The sequence below is a fragment of the Micromonospora sp. NPDC003944 genome (genome assembly GCF_053605225.1).
The window spans coordinates 1-8,322 of record NZ_JBSGIV010000122.1; the positions used below are offsets into that span (position 1 = coordinate 1).

Annotated in this window: 7 protein-coding genes; 3 read left to right on the plus strand and 4 right to left on the minus strand. The window is 71.9% G+C overall.

Translation table 11 applies throughout. The annotated features are described in order from the left end of the window. Positions 1-46: 46 nt before the first annotated feature. Positions 47-904 (plus strand): RNA polymerase sigma factor SigJ, encoded by an 858-nt coding sequence (gene sigJ, locus ACWER9_RS31340; protein WP_452305245.1) that lies wholly within the window; start codon positions 47-49, stop codon positions 902-904. A 28-nt stretch (positions 905-932) separates the two neighbouring features. On the opposite strand, the gene ndk is transcribed toward sigJ, so the two are convergent. Further along, positions 933-1,358, minus strand: coding sequence for a nucleoside-diphosphate kinase (gene ndk / locus ACWER9_RS31345; RefSeq protein WP_452305246.1), 426 nt, complete (start codon positions 1,356-1,358; stop codon positions 933-935). A 142-nt stretch (positions 1,359-1,500) separates the two neighbouring features. On the opposite strand from ndk, the gene ACWER9_RS31350 reads away from it, so the two are divergent. Then, the gene (locus ACWER9_RS31350) at positions 1,501-3,060 is read left to right on the plus strand and encodes a VOC family protein (protein WP_452305247.1); all 1,560 of its coding nucleotides are present in this window, start codon (positions 1,501-1,503) and stop codon (positions 3,058-3,060) included. A gap of 28 nt (positions 3,061-3,088) precedes the next feature. On the opposite strand, the gene ACWER9_RS31355 is transcribed toward ACWER9_RS31350, so the two are convergent. Genes ACWER9_RS31355 through ACWER9_RS31365 form a run of 3 tightly spaced genes read right to left on the minus strand, consistent with a single transcriptional unit; the run spans position 3,089 to position 7,457 of the window. Next, positions 3,089-3,511 carry a DUF4233 domain-containing protein gene (locus ACWER9_RS31355; protein WP_452305248.1) on the minus strand — a complete coding sequence of 141 codons (423 nt, stop codon included), beginning with the start codon at positions 3,509-3,511 and terminating at the stop codon, positions 3,089-3,091. Further along, positions 3,508-4,842 (minus strand): bifunctional folylpolyglutamate synthase/dihydrofolate synthase, encoded by a 1,335-nt coding sequence (locus ACWER9_RS31360; RefSeq protein WP_452305249.1) that lies wholly within the window; start codon positions 4,840-4,842, stop codon positions 3,508-3,510. The genes ACWER9_RS31355 and ACWER9_RS31360 overlap by 4 nt, the downstream gene beginning before the upstream one ends. Then, complete coding sequence (locus ACWER9_RS31365) at positions 4,839-7,457, minus strand: valine--tRNA ligase (RefSeq protein ID WP_452305250.1); 2,619 nt, start codon at positions 7,455-7,457, stop codon at positions 4,839-4,841. The genes ACWER9_RS31360 and ACWER9_RS31365 overlap by 4 nt, the downstream gene beginning before the upstream one ends. Positions 7,458-7,526: 69 nt before the next feature. Here ACWER9_RS31365 and ACWER9_RS31370 point away from each other — a divergent pair, with 69 nt between their 5' ends. Further along, on the plus strand, positions 7,527-8,213 hold the full coding sequence (locus ACWER9_RS31370; RefSeq protein WP_452305251.1) for a hypothetical protein: 687 nt from the start codon (positions 7,527-7,529) through the stop codon (positions 8,211-8,213). Positions 8,214-8,322 lie beyond the last annotated feature (109 nt).

The window sequence follows — 8,322 nt, forward strand, 5'->3', positions numbered from 1 at the left end:
GTGTGATAGTAGTAGCGGCGCCGGCGTCCCCCACACCGCTGCAGCGGTGCGGGCCGGTGCGCTCGAGGCGCACCGGCCGATGCTGCTCGGGCTCGCGTACCGCCTGCTCGGCAGCCGGCACGACGCGGAGGACGTGCTCCAGGAGGCGTACCTGCGCTGGCTGGCTGTGGACCGCGCGCGGGTCGCCGAGCCGCGCCGCTACCTGTCCCGGGTGGTCACCCGGTTGGCCCTGGACCGGCTGCGTGCCCGCCAGGCGGCCCGTGAGACGTACGTCGGGACGTGGCTGCCCGAGCCGGTGCCGACCGCGCCCTCGCCGTTCGGGCCGTTGGACCGAGTGGAGCTGCGCGACTCGCTCTCCACCGCGCTGCTGCACGTCCTGGAGCGCCTCACGCCGCCGGAACGGGCGGTGTACGTCCTGCACACGGCCTTCGACCTGCCCTACGCGGAGATCGCCGAGACCCTGGAGCGGTCCGCCGCCGACTGTCGACAGCTCTACCACCGGGCGACCGCGCGGGTACGACAGGAGCAGCGCCGGTTCACCGCCAGCCGCTCGGAGCGGGAACGGCTGCTGGACGCGTTCCTCTCCGCCGCTCGCGACGGCGACCTGGCGACGCTCACCGATCTGGTGGCCGCCGACGCCACCGCGTGGAACGACGGCGGCGGTCGGGTACGGGCCGCCCTCAACCCGGTGACCGGCGCGGACCGGATCGCCAGGTTCTACGCCGGGGTCTACGGCCCGCGTCACCGGGTGTCCATGGACCCGGTCGAGCTCAACGGTGAGCCGGCGATGCTGATCACCCGCGCGGACGGCAGTCGCTACACGCTGACCATCGCCGCGGCCGACGGCCGGATCACCGGGATCTACGTGGTCGGCAACCCGGCGAAGGTGCCGGCGGTCGGCTGAACCCGCGCCGGCTCCGCGCCGGTGGGCGTCAGCCCAGCTCGGGGAACCAGACCGCGATCTCGCGCTTGGCGCTGTCAGTCGAGTCGGAGGCGTGCACCAGGTTCTCCCGGTTGGACAGCGACAGGTCGCCCCGGATGGTGCCGGCGGCGGCCTTGCGCCCGTCGGTGGCACCGATCAACCCGCGGACCACGTCGATGACCTGGTCGCCGGAGAGCACCAGAGCGACAAGCGGGCCGCTCGTCATGAAGTCCTTCAGCGGCGGGTAGAACGCCTTGTCGACGTGCTCGGCGTAGTGCTCGTCGGCGAGCGCGGCGTCCATCGTCCGGTGCACCATCGCGTCGATCCGCAGCCCCTTGCGCTCGAAGCGGGAGAGGACCTCGCCGACCAGGCCACGGCGGACCGCGTCGGGCTTGATCAGAACGAGGCTGCGCTCATCCGGGCTGTTGCTGGACACGCTGGGTTCCTCCTGTACGCGCTTCACGCTCGGGATCGGTACGGTCAGCCTAGCGACCCGGTCCCGGCGCCGGCGCGGCGGCCGGTCTTTCCTCCGGTGGCCGATCCGGCCTAGCCTGGCCCTGACCCCCGGGAGGTCCACTGTGGCGAATGGCGGGAACCGACCCATCGCGCCGGTACGCAAGCTGATCGGCACGGTGCTGGGCACCGTGGCCACGTTCGTCGTGCTGTTCGGGCTGGGCATGACCAGTTGGGCCATCGTGGCTCTCGGGGTCGCCCTGTTGGTGCTGGCGATCGCGCTGGCGACCGTACGCGGCGGTGGTCGCACCTGGGTCGTCGGTGTCGGGCACGTGCACAGCGCCTCCGAACCACCCACCCAGTACGCGTTCGGCCGCTGCGAGCTGCAACTGGTGATCGACGCCCCGGGGCTGCCACCCCGGTCAAAGAAGATCATCGAGCCGAGGGTGCCGGTCTCCAAGTGGCCGTCGCTGGGCCAGACCCTGCCGATCCGGGTCGCGTTGGACGACCAGCGCCACGTCAAGGTCCTCTGGGACGAGGTGCCGACCCACGCCGAGACCGCTGCCGCCGTCGCCGACCTACCGCCGGAGTTCGCCGACGCGGAGGCGATGGACGAACTGCTGATCCAGCAGGACGCGCCACCGTGGGCCGACCGTGGGCCGGACGACGACTTCCGCGACGACTTCCGCGACCCGGTCGGTGACCCGTTCCGGGACCCGCTCGGTGACCCTCTGCGCACCGACACCTCGCGGACCGACCCCCGGCGCGACGACCTACGGCGTGACGACTCGGGCGTCCTGCCCGAGGAGCGCGAGCCCGTGGTGATGCACCAGAGCCCCGGTGGCCCGGTCGTGTTGGAGGGCGTCGTCGTCGAACAGCAGTCCGGCGGGTTGCCCCGGCGGGCCACGCCGGCGCCCCGCCCGCCCGCCGAGGAGCGTTTCGACGAGCCCGCCGCCGACCGGGTGGACGCTCCGGAGGCCGACGCCACGACCGCCCGGTCCGCCGAAGAGTCGGACGACAGGCCCAGCGCGCAGCGCTCCGGCCCCCTCAGCGCGCAGCGCTCCGACCAGCCCAGCGCGCAGCGCTCCGACCCCCTCAGCGCGCAGCGCTCCGACCCCCTCAGCGCGCCGCGCTCCGACCCGCCGCCCGCGCAGCGGTCCGGCCCCGGCGCGGCCGATCCGCTGGACCCACTCGACCTTCCGCTCGACGACCCCTCCCCGTCCGGTGCCGCCCGTGCGACGGTGACCGACGAGGAACTGGACCAGGCGATCTTCGGCTTCGACGCCGACTCGGCCGCCGACCCGGCCGCGCCGATCAGCGGGGTGGGCCTCACCCTGCTTGTCACCGACCTGCCCCGGTCGCTCGACTTCTACCGCGACGTGCTCGGCTTCAGCGAGGTCGACCAGGGTGCCCACAACGCCGTCCTGGCCTCCGGGACGACCCGGATCGTCCTGCGCGAGGTGACCGGGGCGGCACCCATCAGCCGCCGGCTGGTGCACGTCAACCTCGAGGTCAACGACATCGAGGCGGCGTACGAGCGGTTGCGCGAGTCGGGCGTCCGCTTCACGTACGCGCCCCGGGTGGTCAACCGGGGCACCAAGCTGGAGGTGTGGGCGGCGGCCTTCCGTGACCCGGACGGCCACGGCGTCGCGCTGACACAGTGGCGCGAACGCGCCGACGCCTGACCCGGCCCGCTGCCGCCCGGGCCTGGCGTCAGCCGAGGATGACGCGACGGACGTGCATCGCGTACGCCCAGACCAGGGCGAAGATGATGCCCAGCCCGAGCAGCGACCAGTGCAGCAGGCCGCCCAGCAACAGCAGGCCCTGGAGCACGGTGCCAGCGTTCCAGGCCCAGGGGCGGCGCATCATGCCGGCGAGCACAACTGCGGCCACCGCGAGCGCCACCACCGCACCGATCGCGGCGCCACCGAGGTCACCGCCGACCACCCGGATCGGCTGGATCGCCAGCAGGAGCACCAGTGCCTCCAGGCTGAGCGTGCCAGCACCGAGACCGCGTACCGCCCGCTCCGGGTTGCGCAACCCGGAGCGCCGGGGCTGCCCCGCCGTGGGCTCCTCCCCCACCGACGGGCCGGTCTGGTCCTCGGCGGTGTGCGGGTCCCGCTCCGGGCTGGTCATCGCTTCAGCAGCCGGCGCGCGTCGGCGACAGTCACCACGGAACCGGTGACCAGCACCCCGACGCCGCTCAACTCACCCGGGACGTCCTCCTCGGCCAACGCCACCGCCACCTCGATGGCGTCCGGCATCTCCGGGGCCTCGTGCACCCGATCCTCGCCGAAGATCTCGGCGGCCAGCGCGCCGAGCTCCTCCGCAGGCATCGCCCGTGGCGAGCTGTTCCGGGTGACCACGATCTGGTCGACCACCGGCTCCAGCAGCTCCAGCAGCGCCTCCGCATCCTTGTCGGCGAGGACGCCCAGCACGGCCACCAGCTTGCTGAACGCGAACTCCTCCTGGAGCGCGGTGACGGTGGCCTTCATGCCGTGCGGGTTGTGCGCACCGTCCAGCAGGACGGTCGGGGCGTTACGGACCCGCTCCAGCCGACCCGGGGAACTTGTCGAGGCGAAGCCCTCCCGGACCGCCTCGATGTCGAGCTGACGTCGGGCCCCCGCACCCAGGAACGCCTCGACGGCGGCGAGCGCCACCGCCGCGTTCTGCGCCTGGTGGGCGCCGTGCAGCGGGATGAACACGTCGTCGTACACGCCGCCCAGACCCTGGAGGCTGAGCACCTGACCGCCGACCGCGACCGCCCGACCCCGCACCCCGAACTCGCCGCCCTCCCGGGCGATGGTGGCCCCCACCTCGGCGCAGCGGTCGAGGATGGGACCCGCCGCCTCCTCGTCCTGCGCTGCCGCGATGACCGTGGCGCCCGGGTGGATGATGCCGGCCTTGGCCAGCGCGATGTCCTGGAGCGTGTCACCGAGCCACTCGGTGTGGTCCAGCCCGATCGGGGTGATCACACAGACCCCGGCCTGGAGGACGTTCGTCGCGTCCTCGGCACCACCGAGGCCGACCTCGACCACCGCGATGTCGACGGGCGCGTCCGCGAAGGTGGCGAACGCCAGCGCGGTGGTCATGTCGAAGTACGTCAGCGGCTCGTCGGACCGCGCGTCGACGAGGTCGGCAAGCGGCTTGATCTCCCGGTACACCGCGGCGAACCGCTCCTCGCTGACCGGCTCCCCGTCCAGGCTGATCCGTTCCCGCACGGTCTCCAGGTGCGGGCTGGTGTACCGGCCGGTGTGCAGCCCGAACGCCCGCAGCAAGGAGTCGATCATCCGCGCGGTGGAGGTCTTGCCGTTGGTGCCGGTCAGGTGGATCGCCGGGTACGCCCGCTGTGGGCTGCCGAGCAGGTCGAGCAGGGACTCGATCCGGTCCAGCTCGAAGACCATACGGGTGAAACCGCGGGCGTTCAGCTCGGCTTCGATGGCGGCGAAATCGGTACGGTCGGTCACGAGGGCAGTGTCTCCAGAGCAGCGTCGATCCGGACCAGGTCGGCCTCGGCGGTGGCGAGCCGGTCGCGGATCTTCGCGACCACCGGCTCGGGGGCCTTGCCGATGAAGGCGGGGTTGTCGAGCTTCGCCCGGGCCTGCGCGACCTCCTTCTCGGCCGCCGCGCGATCCTTCGTCAGCCGGGCCCGCTCGGCGGCCACGTCGATCGACCCCCGGGTGTCCAACGCGACACCCACCGCGCCGGGCATGGCCAGCGTGGCGCTGGCCTGGAAGTCGTCACCGGCCGGGTCCAACCGGACCAGCGAACGGATCAGCGGCTCGTGGGCCGCGATCCCCGCACCGGACAGCCCGTCCAGGCGGGCTGCCACCCGCTGCGTCGGGCGCAGCCCCTGGTCGGAGCGGAACCGGCGGATCTCGGTGACCACCCGCTGCACGCCCACCAGCTCGGCCTCGGCGGCGTCGTCGACAAGCGACAGGTCGGCCACCGGCCAGGCGGCGGCCTGCACCGTCTCGCCGCCGGTCAGCGCGAGCCACAGTTCCTCGGTGACGAACGGGATGACCGGATGCAGCAGCCGCAGCAGCTGGTCGAGCACGTGCCCGAGCACCCGACGGCTGACCTCCGCGGCCGCGCCGCTCTCGGCGAGCACCGGCTTGCTCAGCTCGACGTACCAGTCGCAGACGTCGTCCCAGGCGAAGTGGTAGAGCAGGTCGCACACCTTGGCGAACTCGTACGCCTCGAACTGCTCGTCGACCTCGGCGGTGACGTGCGCCAACCGGGACAGGATCCACCTGTCGACCGTGGAGAGCTGCTCGGTGGGGGGCAGGTCGCCGGTGGTGTGCGCGCCGTTCATCAGGGCGAACCGGGTGGCGTTCCAGAGCTTGTTGCAGAAGTTACGCGAGCCCTGGCACCACTCCTCGCTGACCGGGACGTCCTGGCCGGGGTTCGCGCCCCGCGCCAGGGTGAACCGGGTGGCGTCGGCACCGTAGCGGTCGATCCAGTCGAGCGGGTCGACCACGTTGCCGAACGACTTCGACATCTTCTTGCCGAACTGGTCGCGGACCATCCCGTGCAGCGCGACCACGTCGAAGGGCGGCCGGCCGTCCATCGCGTAGAGGCCGAACATCATCATCCGGGCGACCCAGAAGAACAGGATGTCGTACCCGGTGACCAGCACGCTCGTCGGGTAGAACTTCGCCAGGTCCGGGGTCTGCTCGGGCCACCCCAGGGTGGAGAACGGCCACAGACCGCTGGAGAACCAGGTGTCCAGGACGTCCTCGTCCTGGTGCCAGCCCTCGCCGGTCGGCGGCGCCTCGTCGGGGCCGACGCAGACGATCTCACCCGCCGGGCCGTACCAGACCGGGATGCGGTGTCCCCACCACAGCTGGCGGGAGATGCACCAGTCGTGCATGTTGTCGACCCAGGCGAAGTAGCGCTTGGACAGCTCGGCCGGCTCGATGCGGACCCGACCGTCGCGCACCGCGTCACCCGCGGCCTGGGCCAGCGGGGCGGTGTTGACGAACCACTGCAGCGACAGCCGCGGCTCGACTGTGGTCTTGCATCGCGAGCAGTGCCCGACCGCGTGCACGTACGGGCGCTTCTCGGCGACGATCCGGCCCTGCTCGCGCAGCGCGGCCACGATCGCGGGCCGCGCCTCGAACCGGTCCAACCCCTCGAACGGGCCCGGCACGGTGATCACACCACGCTCGTCCATCACGGTCAGCGCGGGCAGGTCGTGCCGCTGGCCGATCTCGAAGTCGTTCGGGTCGTGGGCCGGCGTCACCTTGACCATGCCGGTGCCGAAGGACGGGTCGACGTGCGCGTCGGCGACGATCGGGATCCGTCGACCGGTCAGCGGCAGTTCGACCTCGGTGCCGATGAGGTGCTGGTAGCGCTCGTCGTCGGGGTGCACCGCCACGGCGGTGTCGCCGAGCATCGTCTCGGCCCGGGTGGTGGCCACCACGACCTCGTCGCTGTAGCGGATCGAGATCAGCTCGCCGTCGTCGTCGGTGTGCTCGACCTCGATGTCGGAGAGCGCCGTGAGGCAGCGCGGACACCAGTTGATGATCCGGTTGGCCCGGTAGATCAGGCCGTCGTCGAACAGCTTCTTGAAGATCGTCTGGACGGCGCGGGTCAGCCCCTCGTCCATGGTGAAGCGCTCGCGGTCCCAGTCGACGGAGTCGCCGAGGCGGCGCATCTGGCCGAGGATGGCGCCACCGGACTCGGCCTTCCACTGCCAGACCCGCTCGACGAACTTCTCCCGGCCGAGGTCGTGCCGGGAGAGGCCCTCGGCGGCGAGCTGACGCTCGACCAGGTTCTGGGTGGCGATGCCGGCGTGGTCCATGCCCGGCAGCCACAGCGCCTCGAAGCCCTGCATCCGCTTACGCCGGGTCAACGCGTCCATCAGCGTGTGCTCGAACGCGTGGCCCATGTGCAGCGAGCCCGTGACGTTCGGCGGCGGGATGACGATGGTGAAGGGCGGCTTGTCGCTGTCGGCGGAGGCCCGGAAGTGCCCGCCGGCTACCCACTGCTCGTACCGTCGCTGCTCTACCTCACCGGGCTGGTACTGGCCGGCAAGGGTCGGGGCGTCGGGGCGTCGGGCATCCAGTCTCTCGGTCACCGGACAAGTCTACGGAGGGCTTTCACGGACCTGACGTGCGCCACCTGCCGTTCGCGTACGGTGTCGGCTATGTCCGACGCACATCTCACCGAGCGGTCGCGCGACGGCGGCCGCGAGCCGGTCGAGCTGACCGAAGAGCCGATCCAGCTGAGCACCCGCGACTCGGGGGGCGACCCCGACGAGCGGTCCGGCGGCTGGTCCCGTCGCCGCAAGATCGGTTGGACGGCCGCGCTCGTGGTCGGCCTCGCCGGCGCCGCGGTGCTCGGTGTCGGTGGGTGGCGGGTGGCACAGCAGAAGGACACCCAACTGACCTCACCCGATCGGGTGGCGGGCCTGACCCGCGACGACAGTGAGCGGGCGAAGAGCACTGCCGACTATCTGCGCAGCGGTCTCGCGGCCAACATCGAGCTGGACCGCAGTTTCGGCACCGTCTACCGGGACCCGGCCGATGACATGCGCTCGGTCCTCATCTTCGGGGGCACCACCCTGCTCTGGCAGCCGGAACGGGACCTGGACAGCCTCTTCCGCCTGATGTCGGACGAGACAGGTGCGGTGAACGGTCTGCGCGAGCTGCCCGCGGGCAGCCTCGGTGGGGTGCTGAAGTGCGGCACCACCAGCGGCGAGGGCGGGGACTTCGCGGTGTGCGGCTGGGCCGACCACGGCAGCGTGGTCATGGCCATGTTCCCTGGTCGGTCCGTCACCGACGCCGGCGGCCTGCTCAGCGACCTCCGCGACGAGATGCAGACGCGAAACTGACCGCTCCCCGCCGGCCGCAAGATCGTGCGACATCCTGCTTGGGCGCACTCGTTTCCGGGTCGGGGTGAAACGCAGGAAAGGCCACCCCGATCGGGGTGGCCTTTCCTGG

Bases quoted from the DNA above. Each gene is read 5' to 3' on its own strand.
- ACWER9_RS31355 (WP_452305248.1), bottom strand. From the start codon at position 3,511: ATGACCAGCCCGGAGCGGGACCCGCACACCGCCGAGGACCAGACCGGC.
- ACWER9_RS31370 (WP_452305251.1), top strand. From the start codon at position 7,527: ATGTCCGACGCACATCTCACCGAGCGGTCGCGCGACGGCGGCCGCGAG.